The sequence below is a fragment of the Sphingomonas zeicaulis genome (genome assembly GCF_050433225.1).
Taxonomy (GTDB): domain Bacteria; phylum Pseudomonadota; class Alphaproteobacteria; order Sphingomonadales; family Sphingomonadaceae; genus Sphingomonas_D; species Sphingomonas_D zeicaulis.
Map to the genome: position 1 here is coordinate 260,004 of NZ_JBNPXQ010000004.1, position 17,738 is coordinate 277,741.

General features: G+C 65.7%; 10 protein-coding genes and 1 tRNA gene. 8 read left to right on the forward strand and 3 right to left on the reverse strand.

What is annotated here, in order from left to right; genetic code table 11:
- The first annotated feature begins 71 nt into the window (after positions 1-71).
- Positions 72-2,360, forward strand: coding sequence for a TonB-dependent receptor (locus FHS96_RS16445; protein WP_429593776.1), 2,289 nt, complete (start codon positions 72-74; stop codon positions 2,358-2,360).
- A gap of 106 nt (positions 2,361-2,466) precedes the next feature.
- Entirely contained in the window at positions 2,467-4,560 is a 2,094-nt protein-coding gene (locus FHS96_RS16450; protein WP_429593779.1) for an alpha/beta hydrolase family protein, read from the forward strand.
- Here the strand turns inward: FHS96_RS16450 and FHS96_RS16455 are convergent.
- Positions 4,508-6,526 (reverse strand): beta-propeller domain-containing protein, encoded by a 2,019-nt coding sequence (locus FHS96_RS16455; RefSeq protein WP_429593782.1) that lies wholly within the window; start codon positions 6,524-6,526, stop codon positions 4,508-4,510. The genes FHS96_RS16450 and FHS96_RS16455 overlap by 53 nt on opposite strands.
- A gap of 349 nt (positions 6,527-6,875) precedes the next feature.
- Here FHS96_RS16455 and acnA point away from each other — a divergent pair, with 349 nt between their 5' ends.
- Positions 6,876-9,554, forward strand: coding sequence for an aconitate hydratase AcnA (gene acnA, locus FHS96_RS16460; protein ID WP_429593785.1), 2,679 nt, complete (start codon positions 6,876-6,878; stop codon positions 9,552-9,554).
- A 194-nt stretch (positions 9,555-9,748) separates the two neighbouring features.
- Positions 9,749-9,970 (forward strand): hypothetical protein, encoded by a 222-nt coding sequence (locus tag FHS96_RS16465; RefSeq protein WP_429593787.1) that lies wholly within the window; start codon positions 9,749-9,751, stop codon positions 9,968-9,970.
- A gap of 49 nt (positions 9,971-10,019) precedes the next feature.
- On the opposite strand, the gene FHS96_RS16470 is transcribed toward FHS96_RS16465, so the two are convergent.
- On the reverse strand, positions 10,020-10,919 hold the full coding sequence (locus tag FHS96_RS16470) for a peptidylprolyl isomerase (protein WP_429593790.1): 900 nt from the start codon (positions 10,917-10,919) through the stop codon (positions 10,020-10,022).
- A gap of 220 nt (positions 10,920-11,139) precedes the next feature.
- On the opposite strand from FHS96_RS16470, the gene FHS96_RS16475 reads away from it, so the two are divergent.
- Positions 11,140-14,076: a TonB-dependent receptor plug domain-containing protein gene (locus tag FHS96_RS16475; protein ID WP_429593792.1), complete on the forward strand. Its 2,937-nt coding sequence runs from the start codon at positions 11,140-11,142 to the stop codon at positions 14,074-14,076.
- Positions 14,077-14,130: 54 nt separating this feature from the next.
- On the opposite strand, the gene FHS96_RS16480 is transcribed toward FHS96_RS16475, so the two are convergent.
- A complete protein-coding gene (locus tag FHS96_RS16480) occupies positions 14,131-15,021 on the reverse strand; it encodes a LysR family transcriptional regulator (protein ID WP_429593795.1) in 891 nt (296 codons plus the stop codon).
- 94 nt (positions 15,022-15,115) lie between these two features.
- Here FHS96_RS16480 and FHS96_RS16485 point away from each other — a divergent pair, with 94 nt between their 5' ends.
- The 3 genes from FHS96_RS16485 to FHS96_RS16495 all read left to right on the forward strand — a co-directional run bounded on the left by FHS96_RS16485 (position 15,116) and on the right by FHS96_RS16495 (position 17,649).
- A complete protein-coding gene (locus FHS96_RS16485; RefSeq protein WP_429593798.1) occupies positions 15,116-16,117 on the forward strand; it encodes an aldo/keto reductase in 1,002 nt (333 codons plus the stop codon).
- A gap of 77 nt (positions 16,118-16,194) precedes the next feature.
- Positions 16,195-16,285: transfer RNA gene (locus tag FHS96_RS16490), tRNA-Ser, on the forward strand.
- 152 nt (positions 16,286-16,437) lie between these two features.
- Positions 16,438-17,649 (forward strand): tyrosine-type recombinase/integrase, encoded by a 1,212-nt coding sequence (locus FHS96_RS16495; protein ID WP_429593801.1) that lies wholly within the window; start codon positions 16,438-16,440, stop codon positions 17,647-17,649.
- Positions 17,650-17,738 lie beyond the last annotated feature (89 nt).

Below are 17,738 nucleotides of genomic sequence, written 5' to 3' on the forward strand. Positions count from 1 at the left end.
TTTCTATCTTTGTCTGGTTCTCTACTAGATTATTCGCGGAAAAAGAGCCGTACGACGCTAGGGAGGACAATATGGCCAAGACTTCATGGGCACGCCGATCGGCGCTCGCCTTGCTTTCCGGGGCGGCGCTGTGGGCCGCGCCGGCTGTCGCGCAGGATCAGGCCGCGGCGGCCGCGCCCGCCGACGAGCCGGCGGACAATGCCGACATCGTCGTCACCGCGCGCTTCCGCACGGAAACGCTGGTCGACGTACCGATCGCGATTACCGCGCTGAAGGGGGATGCGCTCGCCGCGAAGAACCTCAACACGCTGCAGGATATCGCGCAGATCGTCCCCACCGTCGATTTCCGTGCCGGTTCCTCCAACAAGGATCGCTCCGTGTTCATCCGCGGCGTCGGCACGATCACCACCTCGCCGGGCGTCGAGCCCTCGGTGGCGACGGTGATTGACGGTGTCGTGCTGGCGCGCCCCGGCCAATCGACGCTCGACCTGCTCGATATCGAGCGGATCGAGGTGTTGCGCGGGCCGCAGGGCACCTTGTTCGGCAAGAATGCGTCGGCCGGCGTCATCAACGTGGTGTCCAAGGCGCCGTCCTCCACGTTCAGCGCCAATGGCGATCTCGGCTATTATGAGGGCAATGAATATCGCATCCGGCTGGGCGTTTCCGGCCCGCTTTCGGAGAAGATCGGCTTCTCGCTGACCGGGCTCTATGCCGGCTTCGACGGCAATGTGCGCAACGTCGCCACCGGGGAGGACGTCAACGGCTACAAGCGGCGCGGCGTGCGCGGCAAGCTGGTGTTCGATCCCACCGAAACGCTGAAGCTGACGGTGGCGGCGGATTATGTGCGCACCATCGAGGATGTGCCGACCGGCGTGTTCGTCTCCACCGATCGCGTCGCCTTCCCGAGCGGCGCGGTGACCGCCAACCCCGGACTGGCGGCAGTGCTCTCCGCCGGCGGCATTGCCGCGTCGTCGAACAACCGGGAGGTCAATCCGAGCTTCGACGCGGACGTCCGCGACCGCAACTATGGCGGCTCGCTGACCGCCGAGCTTGGCCTCGGCGATTATCAGGTCACCTCGATCACCGCCTATCGCGAGTGGAAGAACCGCCAGCATCAGGATTGGGATTCGGTCAACGTACCGACGCCGGCGATCGCGCAGGGCGAGGATGTGGGGCTCGTCGATTCCAGGCAATTCTCGCAGGAAGTGCGGCTGACCTCTCCCAAGGGCGGCTTCATCGACTATGTCGTCGGCCTCTATTATTTCCACACGGTCACCGATGAGACCTATCGCCGCGACGTGACCCAGATCGTAGCCGGCGCGCCGGTGCGCAATAACGGCGTGGCGACCTACCGGCTGCAGCTCGACAATTATTCGGCGTTCGGCGAGGCCAATCTCAACTTCACCAACAGCTTCCGCGGCATCGTCGGCGGCCGGCTGATCCACGACAAGCTTGAGTACAGCCATGCCCGCGTCGCGACGACCACGACCGGCGTGCCGGGTATCCGCCCCAGCTTCGCAAGCGAAGGCGATACCAGCGAGACCGACTACAGCCTGCGTCTTGGCCTGCAATATGATCTCGGCCAGCGCATCAAGACCTATGCGACCTATTCGCGGGGCTACAAGGGCCCGGCCTACAACGTGTTCTTCAACATGCAGGCGTTCGATACCGAACCGCTCGCGCCCGAAACGTCGGACAGCTACGAGGTCGGCCTGAAGGGCGCGACCGCGGATCGCAGCTTCACCTTCAGCCTGGCGGGCTACTACACCCGCTTCAACGGCTTCCAGGCGAACTTCCAGGACACCTATCTGGGCAGCCTGGTGACGCGCCTGATCAACGCCGGCCGCGTCTCTTCCCGCGGCTTCGAGGCGGATGCGACGATCCGGCCGAGCCCGCGCTGGAACATCGGCCTGAACTTCGCCTACACCGATGCGAAGATCGACCGCTTCCTGTGCCCGGAGAGTGCAGCGGTGGGAAGCTGCGCGGGTGCGGATGGCGAGGCGTTCGTCAACGGCCAGCCGCTGCCCTTCGCTCCGAAGTGGAAATACCATGTCGACGCGACCTACACCGTGCCGCTGAGCGACGATCTCGGCCTCGAGCTGGGCAGCGACTTCAGCTACAAGTCCGACACCCAATATTCGATCACGCAGACGCCGGACACGATCCAGGAAGGCTATGGCATCTGGAACGCGTCGATCGGCATCGTCGCCGATCGCTGGTCGGTGCGCGGCGTAGTGAAGAACATCACCGACACCCATTATTCCCCCTTCATCGCCTATGGCGCGGTCGCCGGCGTCTCGCGCTTCGTGCCGAGGGATAATGACCGGTATTTTGGAGTGAACGCCGGGTTCAACTTCTGAGGATCGTAATGGTGTAGCCCCTCTTCTGCAGAGGAGGGGCTCGTTCCGTCACATTGACTGTCGCCCTGCGTCCCTGCACCAAAGGGGTTCACAGGGGGAAACCGGCATGGATCGTCGCATCGCCGCGCTGTTGCTGCTCGTCACGCTGACTGCCGCGGGGGAGGAGGCGCCTGCGCCGACCGCGGTTACGCTCGACGATATCGGCCGCCTGCAAATTGTGGCGGAGCCGAGCTTTTCGCCCGATGGCGCGACCGTTGCCTACAGCCTGGCGGTGAAGAACGCCAAGAGCGACGCCTCCAGCACCGATATCTGGACGGTGCCCTTCGCCGGCGGCGCGCCGAAGCAACTCACCCGCACCGACTCCAGCGAATGGCAGCCGCGCTACGCGGCGGATGGCGCGACCCTGTTCTTCCTCAGCGATGCCGGTGCGAAATCGGCGCCGCGCGCCGATCCGGATGACGAGAAGGAAGAGCAAGAAGAGAACACCCAGCTCTGGCGGATGCCGGCGGCGGGCGGCAAGCCGCGCCGGGTGACCGATCTGCCGGGCGGCATCAGCGACTATGCACTCGCGCCCGATGGCCGCCGTGCGGTGGTCGTGGCGGAGGTCGGGCGCACCGTCGGCAGCAAGGCGAAGGTGCCGCCGCCGGTCGAGACCGAGCGCTTCTTCTTCAAGGAGGATGGACGCGGCTATATCGATGATCGCACCCGCCAGCTCTTCATCGTCGATCTGGCGACGGGCAAGGCGACGCAGCTTACCGCCGCCGGGCGCGACCATTGGCATCCCGCCTGGTCGCCCGACGGCAGCCTGATCGCCTACACCGCCAAGGATGTCGGTGCGACCGACGCCGATCTCAATTACGAGATCTATGTCCAGCCGCCGGAGGGCGGGGCGCCGCGCAAGCTCAGCACCTCGCCCGGGGCGGATGGCGATCCCGCCTGGGGTTCGGGCCCGGTCTGGTCGGCGGATTCGAAGCGCCTCGTCTGGCTGGAAGGCGCCGAGGACAAGTGGATCTATTATGCGCCGCACCAGCTTGCCGTCGCCGATGTCGCGACCGGCGCGGTGACGCGGCCGTCGCGCACCGACCAATGGTATTATGCACCGCAATGGGCGGCGGACGGGGGCATCGTCGCGCTGGTCGAGCAGGATCGCGCGATCTGGCTGGCGCGGATCGATCCGGCTAACGGCGCCACGACCTGGCTCAACCGCGGTGAGCGCACCGGCTATGAATTCGCGATGTCGAGCAAGGGCGGCATCGTGCTGCTCGACAGCGACGATCGTACGCCCGCCGAACTCCATGCCGTTGGCGGAAAGGGCGCGCTGACCCATCACAATGAATGGGCGGCGAAGCGGCGGCTGGGCGAGGTGCGCGAGGTGTCGTTCAAGAGCGGCGATGCCGAGATCCACGGCCTGCTGGTGCTGCCGCCGGATCATGATCCCGCGAAGCGCTATCCGCTGATCGCCGATCTGCATGGCGGCCCGGTCTACCAGCATGGCCATGAGTTCGATCTCGACGCGCAGCTCTATGCGGCGGCGGGCTATGCGGTGCTCAAGGTCAATCCGCGCGGCTCATCGGGCCGCGGCTTCGACTATGCCCGCGCGATCTATGCCGATTGGGGCAATCTCGACGCGAAGGATATCAGTGCCGGCATCACCTATGCGATCGAGGCGGGCATCGCCGATCCCGATCGCATCGGTGCCGGCGGCTGGAGCTATGGCGGCATCCTGACCGGCTACATGATCGCCAGCGAACCGCGCATCAAGGCGGCGGTCTATGGCGCCGGCGTCTCCAACGCGCAGTCGACCTTCGGCGTCGACATGTACGCCCGCGAATATCTGCTCGAACTCGGCGCGCCGTGGGACAAGCCGGAAACGTGGGAGCGGCTCGCCTATCCCTTCCGCCATCCCGAACGGATCAGCGCCCCCACCCAGTTCGAATGCGCCGAGGCGGACGACAATGTCCCCTGCGTCGGTGCCCAGCAGATGTATCTGGCGCTCAAGGCGCGCGGCGTGCCGGCGCGGCTGATCGTCTATCCTGGCGAGAATCACGGGCTGACGGTGCCGAGCTATCTCGTCCACCGCATGCGCAGCAACATCGCCTGGTATGATCGCTGGCTGAAACCCGCCGCGCCCGGCACCGCAGCGGCGGTCAGCGCGCCGCCGCCGGTCGAGCGCCGGATTCCAAGGCGACGCGACCGGTAAGATCGACGCGCTGGAGGGGAGCGATGCGGCCGCCCGCCATCCGGCCCTCGACCAGTTCGGTGCCCATCAACGCGAACATGCGCCCGCCGGTGAAGATCGGCCGGGCATTGCCATACCAATCGATGCAGGAAATCTCGCAGCGATAGCCGTCCTCCGGCTTGCGCCCGGCGACGCTGAGTTCGCCCGCCGGGCTCAGCCGCTTGTCGGTGCCGATCGCAACGAAGCTCAGATCCGAATCCCGGCTGTCGGACCAGCCGCGTTCCGCGCGCCCTTCATTGCGGCTGGTCGGGATCCCGAGCACGCCGCTGCCGTCCGGCCGCAGCCAGGCGTTGAACGCATGGCTGCGGCCCTCGCTCTCGACGCGCCCGGGCAACTGCGTCGTCGCGGCAACCGTCGCCGCATCACGGCCGAGGCGGAGATAGGAGAGCGAGAGGCCGCCTGCGTCGCGATAGCCGGTCACCACCGCATCCTTGCCCGCGCGCTCGATGCGCACCGCGTTGTGGGGCAGGCTGAGCCGGGTGAACTGGCCCGGCCTCTTCAGCGGCACCGCGAACAGCGAGGCGGGGGAGGGGCGCCCGCCGCCATCCTCCATCCCGCTCCAGCTCGACCGTCCGCCATAGACCAGCCAGTCGCCGAGGAAGCGGTTTTCGAGCATCCCGCCGTCGATGCCGGGGAGGCGCGTATAGGCGCGATCGGTGGTGTGGCGGATGCTGGTGCCGAACGCGCTCAGCGGCACGTCGAGCAGCGCGAGTGGTTCGGTCGCATCGGTGGGTGCGCAGCCGGCGCCCGCCGACGAGAGCAAGGCGCGGAAGCGGCCGTCGCGGCTGTCGAGCGCGAACTGGTCCGCCGGCACGCCCTCCACCGCCAGCGCGCCGATCGTGCCGCCGTCCAACGGCAGGCGATAGAGCAGGGCGGGGTTGCTGCTGGCCGTCCGCCAGGATTCGCCGGCGCCGCACGCCCGCCGCCGTTGGTTGCGATAGTCGATCGCCCAGGGAAGGCCGTCGGGCGCGCCGATCCACAGGAAGGCGTCGGTCGGCGAGACATAGAATTCGCGCATCGCAGGGCCGACGAACGCGGTCGTCCGGCACTCCAGGCTGGCCTTCAGCGGGCAGAAGGAAATGGTGTGGAGCACCGGATGATCGACCTCGCCCGGCGGGGCGTAGACGTCGGTGGGGCCGATCAGCGCCTTGCCGCCATCGGCCTCGCCATCGCCATCCGCCCGGCGCAGCCGCGGCCAGGCGAACTGCGTGCCGCCGGCGAGCAACTGGTGCGGCGTGTAGACCACCAGCGTGTCGCCCACGAGCCGCGTCGCATAACTCTCTGTGCTGTAATAATCGTTGGAATTCATCAGGAAGCGGCCTTCGCGCCGCATCCGCCCGGTCGTGGGATCCATCCGCAGCACGGTGACCTCGCTCGCCTGCTCGCGATAGTTGTAGGCGGTGACCAGGATGCGGTCCTCAAGCACCAGCATCTCGTCATACCAGCTCGCCGCGGTTTCGGCGCTGCGATAGACGTCGATGCGGTCGGCAAGCCGCATCGGCGCGTTGGCGCGGTCGCCCAGGTCGATGCTGAACAGCCGGCCATCCTGCAGCACCACCAGATGCCGCCCGATCTGCTTGACGATGCCGCCCTCGTCGACGCCGACCATCTGGTTGTTGGTGATCTCCGGATTGGCGGCAGCGTCCGCGACAGCGGGGGCCGCGTCCGCCGCGGGTTCCGCCATCACCGAAGGGGATGGAACGGACTGGAGCGTCATGTCACCCTCATGCTCCGCGGCCCGCGCCAGGCTGGCATTGATATAGGCCGCGAACGCGCGGGCCGAAGCGAAGCGGGCAAGCTTGGGGCCAACGCGCGCGTCGACCGGTGCAGGCTCGGCCAGCGGCGCCGACCGCTCGTTCATCGCCAATGCCAGCGTTCCCGCCGAAGCGGCGAGGGCAAGTCCTCCAACAGCAACCCAGCGTTTCATGCCCGATCCCTCTCTGTGTGGTGATGTTATATCGTTTATACGGTTCTTAAGGCGCTGCAGATGCAAGGGCGCGAAAAAAAGATCAGCAGATGCGACGGACATGCCGTTCGCCGGCCATGTCTTCAGCTTAACATCCTCGCTTCGCTGCAACGCACCGCCGCGTGCTGCACAGCAGCGACGAAGTGCGAGTCGTTCTCACTTTTCTCTCGCTTTTCGAGCGGGCAACACCTTGCTAATGCCGCCGCGGATCTCACATCCGCAACATCCGCGGCGGTCGGATGAGACATCTCCGCCCCGCGGGAACTGGCGCCGAGCCATCCTGGCTCAGCGCCATACGGGAAGGACGATTATGACCGCCATTGGCCAGGATACTCTTGGAACGCGCTCGACGCTTGAAGCGGGCGGCAAGACTGTCGACTATTATTCGCTGACCAAGGCGGCGGACAAGCTGGGCGACGTCAGCCGGCTGCCTTTTTCGATGAAGGTGCTCCTCGAAAATCTCCTGCGCTTCGAGGATGGCGTGACCGTGACGGTCGAGGATGTCCAGGCGATCGTCGACTGGCAGAAGGATCGGGTTTCCGAACGCGAGATCCAGTATCGCCCCGCGCGCGTGCTGATGCAGGATTTCACCGGCGTGCCCTGCGTGGTCGATCTGGCCGCCATGCGTGATGCGATGAACAACCTCGGCGGCGACGCGCAGAAGATCAACCCGCTGGTTCCCGTCCATCTGGTGATCGATCACAGCGTCATGGTCGACGAGTTCGGCACGCCCAAGGCGTTCGAGGACAATGTCGAGCTGGAATATCAGCGCAACGGCGAGCGTTACGAGTTTCTGAAGTGGGGTTCCAAGGCGCTCGACAATTTCAAGGTGGTGCCGCCGGGTACCGGCATCTGCCACCAGGTGAACCTGGAGCATATCGCGCAGGCGGTGTGGGTTTCGACCGCCGATGACGGCAGCGCGATCGCCTATCCCGACACCTGCGTCGGCACCGACAGCCACACGACGATGGTCAACGGCCTTGGCGTGCTGGGCTGGGGCGTAGGCGGCATCGAGGCGGAAGCCGCGATGCTCGGCCAGCCGGTCTCGATGCTCATCCCCGAGGTCGTCGGTTTCAAGCTGACAGGCGCGCTACGTGAGGGCATCACCGCGACCGACTTGGTGCTGACCGTCACCCAGATGCTGCGCGCGAAGGGTGTCGTTGGCCGCTTCGTCGAATTCTTCGGCCCCGGCCTCGACGGCCTGAGCCTCGCCGACCGTGCGACGATCGGCAACATGGCGCCGGAATATGGCGCGACCTGCGGCTTCTTCGGCATCGACGACAAGACGCTCGAATATATGCGCCTCACCGGCCGCGACGAGGGCCAGATCGCGCTGACCGAGGCCTATGCCAAGGCGCAGGGCATGTGGCGCCATGCCGACAGCCCCGATCCCGTGTTCACCGACACGCTGGAACTGGACATGGACACCGTCGAGCCGTCGCTCGCCGGCCCGAAGCGCCCGCAGGACAAGGTCGTGCTCAGCGAGGTCGACGATGTCTTCAACGGCGATCTGACCAAGGTCTACAAGCATGACGCGCCCAAGCGCGTCGCGGTCGACGGGCGCGACCATGACATCGGTGACGGCGACGTCGTCATCGCCGCGATCACGAGCTGCACCAACACCTCGAACCCGTCGGTACTGGTCGCCGCCGGGCTCGTCGCGCGCAAGGCGAACGCGCTGGGCCTGAAGCCCAAGCCGTGGGTCAAGACCAGCCTGGCGCCGGGCTCGCAGGTCGTCACGGACTATCTGAACAAGTCCGGGCTGACCGCGGATCTCGACGCGATCGGCTTCAACCTCGTCGGCTATGGCTGCACCACCTGCATCGGCAATTCGGGGCCGCTCGCCGAACCGATCTCGAAGGCGATCAACGGCAACGACATCGTCGCCGCCTCGGTGCTATCGGGCAATCGCAATTTCGAGGGCCGCGTCTCGCCCGACGTGCGCGCGAACTTCCTGGCCTCGCCGCCGCTGGTCGTCGCCTATGCGCTGAAGGGCACCGTCACCGAGGATTTCGTCACCACGCCGATCGGCACCGCCAACGACGGCAGCGACGTGTTCCTGAAGGACATCTGGCCGTCCAACGAGGAAGTCCGCGCGATGATCGACGCGAACATCGATCGCGAGATGTTCGCGTCGCGCTATGCGCATGTCTTCGCCGGAGACGAGCGCTGGCAGGCGATCGACGTGGAGGGTTCGGATACCTACACATGGCGCGCGGGCAGCACCTATGTCGCCAACCCGCCCTATTTCGAGGGCATGTCGATGACGCCGGCGCCGGTGACCGACATCGTCGACGCGCGTCCGCTCGCGCTCTTCGCGGACTCGATCACCACCGATCACATCTCGCCCGCGGGTTCGATCAAGGCGGACAGCCCGGCGGGCATCTACCTGCAGTCGCACCAGGTTACCAAGGCGGACTTCAACAGCTATGGCGCGCGTCGCGGCAACCATGAAGTCATGATGCGCGGCACCTTCGCCAACATCCGCATCCGCAACGAGGTGGCGCCGGGCACCGAAGGCGGCGTGACAAAATATGTGCCGACCGGCGAGGTGATGCCGATCTACGACGCCGCCATGCGCTACAAGGCCGATGGCACGCCGCTGGTCGTGATCGCCGGCAAGGAATATGGCACAGGCTCCAGCCGTGACTGGGCGGCCAAGGGCACCAACCTGCTCGGCGTCCGCGCCGTCATCGCCGAAAGCTTCGAGCGCATCCACCGCTCGAACCTGGTCGGCATGGGCGTGCTGCCGCTGCAGTTCGCCGACGGCGTCGATCGCAAGACGCTGAAGCTGGACGGTTCGGAAACCTTCAGCATCGCCGACGTCGGCGGCCTGCGCCCGCGCCAGGAGGTCGAGGTCGTCCTGCGCCGCGCCGACGGCACCGTCGAGACGTTCAAGACGCGCTGCCGGATCGATACCGTCAACGAGCTCGAATATTTCCTCAACGGTGGCATCCTGCACTACGTGCTGCGCAAGCTCGCTGCGTAAGCCCGAGCGTTCATTGCCGGAAGCATGAGAGCGGCGGCGCTGGGTCCAGCGCCGCCGTTTTCGCGTCCATGTGTCGTGCGGCACAGACCGACTCACTGCGGTCTGCGAGTCTCCACACCGTCTCCTCCATGACGCCGCGACGCTTGGAGAGAGCGCGAACCCGGCTTGAGGAACAGATCGACAGGAGCATCGTGATGATCGGCAGCAGCAACATCGTCTACGCCCGAGCGTCGGGCTCGGCCCTGCCTGGTGCCGCCATCACCTATCGCCCGGGCAACGCCACGAGCTGCCCCGACTGCGGCAAGAGCCACTGGCATGTCGGCCGGCACACCGCCGAATGCGCCTGGTGCGCGACGGCGCTGCCGATCTCGACCAGCGGCATGTGGTATCGGCACGTGGACGCCAAGGCGGCGTAAACGGATATGTGCTCCCCGACGCTGCGCGCCGGGGACGACAATCGCTGCCTCAGCCCTTCACCCGCCGCACCGGCACCGCGACGTTGCACACATCCGCACCGCCCGCGGGCTTTTCGAAGAAGGGCGGCTCCCGGTTCTGCCGTGCCTTCACATAAGCCGCGAAGCTCGCGCTTTCCGTCACCAGATATTCAAACCGCGGCCGCTCGCCCGCGGGCAGTTCGCTCGCCAGCCGCACCGTCACGATCCCCGTGAATTGCCTGGCATCGGTGTAGAAGCCCAGCGCCCCGGTGCCCCGCGGTAGCGCGGACAGATGCTCGATGCCTTCGATCACGCGCCCGACTAGCGCGATATTGCGATCGAGGTGGCGCGGGGCGTGGCCGATCACCGCATAGAGTTCCGCGCCCGAGCCGGTATCGGGCGCATAGCCGCGTCCGGCACCGAGCATCCCATAGCAATGCACAAGCCACGCCTTGCCGTCCTTGCGCGCCGCGGGCCAGCCCTCGACATGGCCGGTCTCGGCATAGGCATCGCCGCCGCCCAGCGGGCGGAACGGCAGCCCCGCTATGGGCAGCTCATATTCCGCCGCAAGACGCGCTGGCACGCCGGCGGGCAGCTTCTTGGTGCCTTCGGAATCGGGATCGGGCGGAGGATCACCCCATTGCACGACATAATTGTCCTGCACGCGATAGATTGCGAGCGCATCCCACCAATGCGCCCGTGCCAGCGCGCGGATGTTGCCGACATGCGCGGGCGCGAAGCGCGGCGCGAGCTGGATCACCACGCGTTGCCCGTCGGCCAACGTCATCACCACGAGATCGTCTGACGCGATCTCGCGCCAGTCGCTCGCTGGTGCGGCCTCGGCAATCTGGCCGGGAGACGGAGGTGGCGGCGGTGCGGCCTGGGCGCTGGCGATCAGGGCAAGAGGTGCGAAAATCAAGCGGCGGCGCATCACGCATTCCTCGCGGCAGTGGCGTACGCCTGAAAGTGCTACAAACGTAATATCGCGTCCAGCGAACGGCTTATCTCAAGTCTTGTGGCATATATGCGACACCCCGAAAGTCCATGGTGCATCGCAACGCAAATCAGGTTCAATCGCGTTGACAAGCCCCGCCCGCGCCGTTCCCCTTCTGACGTGTTAGTCGCGTAACAGCGTTCGTAAAGGGGAAAGCATGTATAATCGACGTTCGCGGACGGCGTTGCTCGTCGCCAGCGCAATGAGTCTGGGTTGGGCGATGCCCGCGTTCGCGCAAGATGCCGTGACCACCACGCCATCCACTGACGAGGGCGACGAGATCATCGTCACCGGCAGCCGCATCCAGCGCACCGACTATGATCTTGCCAATCCGGTGGTCTCGATCACTGCGGAAACCTTGCAGCAGTCGGGCAACGTCCAGGTCATCGACACGCTCGCGCAGAATCCGGCGCTGCTAAACTCGCTGAGCGGTGCGCGCACTTCGGGGTCGCTCAGCGATTTCGGCGCGGTCGGCGTTTCGCTGCTCGATCTGCGCGGCCTCGGCGAAAACCGCACCTTGACCCTGGTGAATGGCCGACGGCACGTGTCGTCGGTCTCGGGCACCGCTGCGGTCGACACCAACACCATTCCCACCGACCTGATCGAAAGCGTCGACGTGCTCACCGGCGGCGCATCGGCGATCTATGGTGCCGATGGCGTGTCGGGCGTGGTCAATTTCCGCCTGAAGCGCGACTTCGAGGGCTTCACCGCGCGCGGCCAGATCGGCGTTTCAAGCCGGGGCGATGCCGGGCAGCGTTTCGGTTCGGCGACCTATGGCCGCAACTTCGCCGACGGCCGCGGCAATGTCGCGCTGGCCTATGAATATCGCGACCAGGATCGCCTCGGGTCGGCCGATCGCCGCCGCACCGGCAACCCGCTCTATAGCTATGGCCTGGTCCGCGATCCCAACGACATTCCCGACGATCCCAATCGCCCGGATCGGGTGCTGACCAGCAATCTGCGCTATGCCGACAGCTCGATCGACGGCGCGGTGGATCTCGATCTGGATGGCATTCCGGACTTCACCGGATCGGGCAAGGTCTATGATCGCGGCCGCCTGCTGCCCTCCTCGGGCGGCCTCACGCAGGGCGGCGACAGCACGCCGCTCGCGGGCTATCAGGGCGATCTGCAGGCCTATAACCGCGTCCACAACGTCAACCTGCTGTCGCATTATGATTTCAGCGATGCCGTCTCCGCCTTCTTCGAGGCCAAATATGTGCGGCAAAAGACGTTCACCCTGGCGCAGCCTTCGTTCGATTTTTTCACCTATCTGAACCCGGACAATCCCTATCTGCAGGACCGGTTCGGCGTGGACGCGACGGCGGACGGCGCGCTGCTCTCCCGCGACAATTATGATCTCGGCGTGCGCGGCGAGGAGAATGATCGTGAGACGATGCGCTTCGTCGGCGGGTTGGAGGGCCGGATTTCCGATCATGCCCGCTACGAACTCAGCTACACGTTCGGCCAGACCAAATCGAAGATCAAGCTGACAGATTATCGCATCGGCGATCGCTATTATGCCGCGCTCGATGCGGTGACCGATCCGGCGACCGGCAACATCGTCTGCCGTTCGAACCTGTTCCCGGGCGACAATATCGATCCGAACAATTTCGATGCGCCCGCCACCACCTTCACGCCAGGCGCGAACAGTGGCTGCCGGCCGCTCAACCTGCTCGGCAACGGCGTGCGCGATCAGGCGGCGCTGGACTGGATCAATGCCGATGTCGTCAACCGCGCCAGGCTGCAGCAGCATGTCGTGTCCGGCTCGGTCTCGGGCGATTTCGGCCAGTTCTTCGAACTGCCGGGCGGCCCGGTCGGCTTCGCCGTCGGCGCCGAATATCGCAAGGAAAAGAGCAGCTTCGTGACCGACGAGCTGCTGCAGCAGGGCGCGTTGCTCGATTTCTCGGTCCAGCTTCCCGAGAGCGGCGATTTCGACGTGAAGGAAGTGTTCGGTGAGCTTTCGGTGCCGCTGCTGAAGGAACTGCCCTTCGCCTACAACCTGACCTTCGGCGCGGCGATTCGCCTTTCGGATTATTCGACCGTCGGGAAGACGACGACGTGGAAGGTAGACGGCACCTATTCGCCGATCCGCGACATCACCTTCCGCGGCACTTGGTCCGAAGCGGTGCGCGCGCCCAATGTCACCGAATTGTTCGCGCCGCGCAACGGCGGCTTCTCGTTCATCTCCGATCCCTGCGATCCGGTGTTCATCAACGAGGGCTCGCAATTCCGTGCCGCGAACTGCCAGGCGGCGCTGCAGGCGGCGGGGCTCACGCCCGCGCAGATTTCCGCCTTCAATCCGGAAAATGATCCCACCGCCACGGTCAGCCTGCCCGGCTTCTCCGGCGGCAACCGCAACCTGCGGGAAGAAACCGCACGGACCTGGACGGCGGGCGTGGTCGTGCGGCCGAGCTTCATTCCCGGCCTGATCGCCTCGTTCGACTGGTATGACATCAAGCTCGACAACGCGATCAACACGCCGACCGCGGAGGAACTTGCCGGGCTGTGCGTCGACCAGCCGACGCTCGACAATGTCTACTGCGCCAACGTCACCCGCGCGACGGGGACCGGCTATATCTCCAGCTACTTCGTGCAGCCGCAGAATGTCGCCAATTTCCGCACGGCAGGTGCGGACCTGAAGCTGAACTACAACTTCAACACCGGCAGTTTCGGCGCATTCAACATCGCGCTGGTCGGCGGCTATCTCGATCGGCTGGAATTCATCCCCACGCCGGGCGCGGATGTCGACATCGATCGCGAGGAGCGCTTCTTCCCGAAGTGGAACGCGACCGGCGACGTCACCTGGTCGATCAACGCGTTCACCGTCAACTACGGCATCAGCTGGTTCAGCAAGACGCGGCGCTACACCATCGAGGAACTGCGCGGCAATCCGGACCTCTCCGATCCGCGGTATTTCCGCTACAAGGAGAAGTGGCAGCACGACATCTACGTCGCCTATGACGTGAATGACCGGTTCCGCTTCTATGCTGGCGCGAATAACCTGTTCGACCAGCAGCCGTCGGTCGCCTCGCCCGACTATCCGATCAGCCCAGTCGGTCGCTACATGTATGCGGGTGCCCGCATCACGATGTGATCTGCCTCAAGGCAGGCAAGGGAAAGGGGCGCTTCGGCGCCCCTTTCTTCTGGCTCACCCGCGCCAGCGCATGAAATCCACGAACGCGCGCAATGCCGGCGGCATCTGCCGGCGCGAACTGTAATACAGCCGGGCGCCGGGGAAGGGCGGCAGCCAATCCTCCAGAAGGCTGACGAGCCGGCCCGCGGAGACGGCGGGGCGCACCCATTCCTCGAAGGTGGCGAGCAGGCCGACGCCGGCCTCCGCGAGCGCGAGTTCCACCGGCGGGCTGCCGCACAGCACCGCGTGGCGGGGGCGGATCGCCAGCAATTCCTCGCCGCGTTCGAACTCCCAGTCGGGAATACGGCCACTGGGAAAGCGGTGGTTGATCGCGGGCAGGTCGACCAGGTCGCGCGGGTGGCCGGGCGTGCCGACCCGCGCGAGCAAGGCCGGCGCGGCGACCAGCGCGAAGCGCTGCGGCGGGCCGATCGGCACCGCGATCATGTCCTTCGCGACCGCCTCGTCATAGCGTGCGCCGGCATCGAACCCGGCGGCGACGATGTCGACGAACCCCTCCTCGATCACCAGGTCGAGCGCGATGCGGGGGTAGGCGGCGATGAAGGCGGGCAGGCGCGGCGCCAGCACGAACTCGGCGATCGGGGTAGGCACGTTCAGCCGCAGCGGTCCCGCGGGCTCATCCGCCGCGGCGTTGATCCGCGCGAGCGCACCGGCGATGCCCTCCAGCGCCGGCTGCAGCGTCTCCAGCAGCGCCGCGCCCGCCGCGGTCGGGCTCACGCTGCGCGTCGTGCGGTTGAGCAGCCGCACACCCACCCGTGCCTCCAGCTCGCGGATCCGCTCGGACAGGCGCGAGGGTGAAACCCGCGTCGCTTGCGCCGCCGCGCGGAAGCTGCGCGTACGCGCCACCGCTGCGAACAGGTCGAGATCGGCGAGGTCGGGCATGTCCATTGTTCGATATTCCGGATGCGTCATTCGCGATTGTGCGGATTATCGACCGGGCGGGCAAGGCGCATATCGCCGTCACCCCTTCAGGAGACGAACGATGCAACAGCTTCGACTTGGCAACACCGGCCCCATGGTATCGCGCCTCGGCCTCGGCTGCATGGGCATGTCGCCCGACCTTTATGGCGAGGCCGACCGCGCGGAGAGCCTCGCCACGTTGGCGGCGGCGGTTGAGGCCGGCATCACCTTGCTCGACACCGGCGACTTCTACGGCATGGGCCATAACGAGATGCTGATCGGCGAGGCGCTGCGGACCTTGCCGCGAGACCGCGTGCAGCTCAGCGTCAAGTTCGGCGCGCAGCGCGGGCCCGACGGTGCGTGGATCGGCTATGACGCGCGCCCGGCGGCGGTGAAGACCGCGCTCGCTTATACGTTGAAGCGCCTCGGCACCGACCATATCGACATCTACCGCCCGGCACGGCTCGATCCGGCGGTGCCGATCGAGGAGACGGTGGGCGCGATCGCCGAGCAGGTGCAGGCCGGCTATGTCCGCCACATCGGCCTCTCCGAAGTCGGCGCCGAGACTATCCGGCGTGCCGCCGCGGTGCATCCGATCGTCGACCTCCAGATCGAATATTCGCTGATCTCGCGTGGGCCGGAGCGCGAGATTCTGCCGGCCTTGCGCGAACTCGGCATCGGCCTGACCGCCTATGGCGTGCTCTCGCGCGGGCTCATCAGCGGGCATTGGTCTAAAGACCAGCAGCAAGCGAAGGGCGCGGACTGGCGCCAGGCGGGGCCGCGCTTCCAAGGCGCCAACCTCGATCACAACCTTGCGCTGGTCGAGGCGCTGCGCGCCATCGCGGACGCCCGCGGCGTCAGCGTCGCGCAGGTGGCGATCGCGTGGGTGGCGGCACAGGGTAACGACATCGTGCCGCTGGTCGGCGCCCGCCGTCGCGACCGGCTGGCCGAATCGCTTGGCGCGCTGGACGTGGTGCTCGGTACCGACGATCTCGCCGCGATCGCCGCTGCCGTGCCAGCGGATGCGGCCGCGGGAGACCGCTATCCGACCGCGATGCTTGCGCATCTCGACAGCGAGCGCTGAGCGGTTGCGCAGGGGCCATGCGAACCCGCTTGCGCCCCCGCCTCCGCCACGATAGGGAGCCGCCTTCCAGCGAATGCGGAGCGGTGGCCGAGTGGTCGAAGGCGCTCGCCTGGAAAGTGAGTATACGGCAAAACCGTATCGAGGGTTCGAATCCCTCCCGCTCCGCCATTTACGCCTTTTCCAGGCCTCGCCAAACCCCCTGAAAACTGCTATAAACCCGCAGAAATCAGCGGTTTTTTTGTCCCGCTGAATTTCAAAGGATCCGACACTATCCCACAAAAGTGTGGGGCAAAGTGTGGGGTAATTTTGGGTGAGACGCGATGGGAAAGCTCACTGCATCCAAGGTCCGGGCCTTGACCGAGCCGGGGCGATATTCCGACGGGGAAGGCCTTTTCCTCGAATTGAACGGTAAAGATTCGGGACGTTGGCTCCTGCGCGTTCAGTCGGGTGGCCGTCGCAGGGACATAGGATTGGGCTCATTGCGCGCGGTTTCACTGGCGGATGCGCGTGAAGCCGCATTCCTCGCGAGGAAGAAGATCGCGCAAGGCATCGATCCTGTCGCCGAGCGGAGGCAGGAGCGCCTTGTAATTCCGACCTTCCGCAAGGCGGCCGAACTCGTCCACGAAGAGCACGAGAAAGCTTGGAAGAACGGCAAACATCAGGCGCAGTGGCTCGCGACCTTGAAGACTTACGCGTTCCCCAAAATGGGCGATCTCCTCGTCAGCGACATCGAAGGGCCGCTGATCCGTGATGTGCTGGCGCCGATCTGGCTGACCAAACCGGAGACAGCGCGCCGCGTTCGCCAGCGTATCGCCACGGTTCTCGACTGGTCCTGTGCGAAGGGCTTTCGCGCCACGGAGGCGCCCATCCGCTCGATCTCCAAGGGACTGCCCCGTCAGCCCAAGAAGGATGGACATTTCGCTGCGATGGCCTACGCCGACGTGCCGGATTTCGTTGCGACTTTGCGGGAACGTGAGTCCGTAGGACGCCTGGCGCTTGAGGCTTTGATCCTGACAGCGGCACGATCAGGCGAAATCCGAGGCGCGCTCTGGTCAGAACTGGACCTTGAGAGAAGCCTCTGGTCGCTGCCTGCGGAGCGCATGAAGATGGGGCGAGCGCACGTCGTGCCTCTGTCAGCGGCGGCGATCGACGTCTTCGAACGCGCCGCAAAGTTTCAGGTGGGCGAAGGCAAACTCGTATTCCCAGGTCAGCGGGTCAAGAAAGTCCTCTCGGACATGACGTTGCTGAAAATCCTGCGCGACATGGATCTCAACGTGACGGTGCACGGCTTTCGCTCCGCCTTTCGAGACTGGGTGGCTGAGCAAACCGACTATCCAGGCGAGGTCGCCGAAGCGGCCTTGGCGCACACCGTCGCCAACAAGGTTGAGGCTGCATATCGTCGGACCGACTTCCTCGAGAAGCGGAAACTCCTCATGCAGGACTGGGCGGCCTTTTGCACGAGTGCCTCGAACGTAGCGAGAGGCGACGCGGTTCAAGATGGCCGGTTCGACGCAGCGACGTTGACGATTTGACGTTGAGGTAAAGATGCATTCGGATTGAACCTGCACGCGAAAAGCCGAGAATACATCAATCGTGGCATCCATAATTAGGCGGCGCTTAT

Excerpts from the sequence above, each read along its gene's own strand:
- acnA (WP_429593785.1), top strand. The coding sequence starts at position 6,876 with ATGACCGCCATTGGCCAGGATACTCTTGGAACGCGCTCGACGCTTGAA.
- FHS96_RS16495 (WP_429593801.1), top strand. The coding sequence starts at position 16,438 with ATGGGAAAGCTCACTGCATCCAAGGTCCGGGCCTTGACCGAGCCGGGG.
- FHS96_RS16445 (WP_429593776.1), top strand. The coding sequence starts at position 72 with ATGGCCAAGACTTCATGGGCACGCCGATCGGCGCTCGCCTTGCTTTCC.
- FHS96_RS16485 (WP_429593798.1), top strand. The coding sequence starts at position 15,116 with ATGCAACAGCTTCGACTTGGCAACACCGGCCCCATGGTATCGCGCCTC.
- FHS96_RS16450 (WP_429593779.1), top strand. The coding sequence starts at position 2,467 with ATGGATCGTCGCATCGCCGCGCTGTTGCTGCTCGTCACGCTGACTGCC.
- FHS96_RS16455 (WP_429593782.1), bottom strand. The coding sequence starts at position 6,526 with ATGAAACGCTGGGTTGCTGTTGGAGGACTTGCCCTCGCCGCTTCGGCG.
- FHS96_RS16480 (WP_429593795.1), bottom strand. The coding sequence starts at position 15,021 with ATGGACATGCCCGACCTCGCCGATCTCGACCTGTTCGCAGCGGTGGCG.
- FHS96_RS16475 (WP_429593792.1), top strand. The coding sequence starts at position 11,140 with ATGTATAATCGACGTTCGCGGACGGCGTTGCTCGTCGCCAGCGCAATG.
- FHS96_RS16465 (WP_429593787.1), top strand. The coding sequence starts at position 9,749 with ATGATCGGCAGCAGCAACATCGTCTACGCCCGAGCGTCGGGCTCGGCC.
- FHS96_RS16470 (WP_429593790.1), bottom strand. The coding sequence starts at position 10,919 with ATGCGCCGCCGCTTGATTTTCGCACCTCTTGCCCTGATCGCCAGCGCC.